The 605-nt window shown below is 43.6% G+C and carries 1 protein-coding gene; it reads right to left on the reverse strand.

Annotated features, from left to right (window positions below; genetic code table 11):
- Positions 1 to 59: 59 nt before the first annotated feature.
- The coding region (locus QYB97_RS25085) for a transposase (protein WP_301168718.1) at positions 60 to 605 on the reverse strand (546 nt) is incomplete at its 5' end.

Consider the following 605-nt stretch of genomic DNA (forward strand, 5'->3'; position numbering starts at 1 on the left):
ATTTGGTAAAAATAATGTGTTTATTAGTAATTTCTCTGAAGAAAAAGGCCCTCACACACCTAGCCTTGCTTGGCTAGGTGTGTGGCGATCTTTTTCATATTCTGACAGGCTGCTGTGAGAAGCACCTGTTCACTGGCATTTTGTAATCCCCTTAACCTGCAATAGCGAAGCCCATGCAGTTCTTTCGAATCTGCGAAGCTTCGCTCCACTTTTTCTTTTCTAAATTTATAAAGCGCCTTGCCGGATGACGACAGTCTGTTGTCTCGTACTTTTTCTTTATAGTCTTCCCAGACATGGCGGGTCACTACTTTTGTTTTGTTTTTTGAACGCGTGCACTCCTTTAATAGAGGACACTCTGCGCATACCTTGGGATCCGATTTATATTCCTGATATCCTTCTCTTGTCGTTGTGCGGTAGGCGAGTTCCTGGTCATTGGGACAAACATATACTTTCCGTTCTTTGTCGTATGTAAATTTCCATTTCGGCATAAGTCCTTTTGTTGGGTGGTATCTGCGATGGGCAATCACCCCAAAAATCGTGCGGTCATAAAGTCCCTTACAAATTGGCGTGGTGAGATAGCCGGAATCTAAAGCGACTGCTTCTAC

This window comes from Fictibacillus fluitans (genome assembly GCF_030418125.1).
GTDB classification, from domain to species: Bacteria; Bacillota; Bacilli; order Bacillales; family Fictibacillaceae; genus Fictibacillus_C; species Fictibacillus_C fluitans.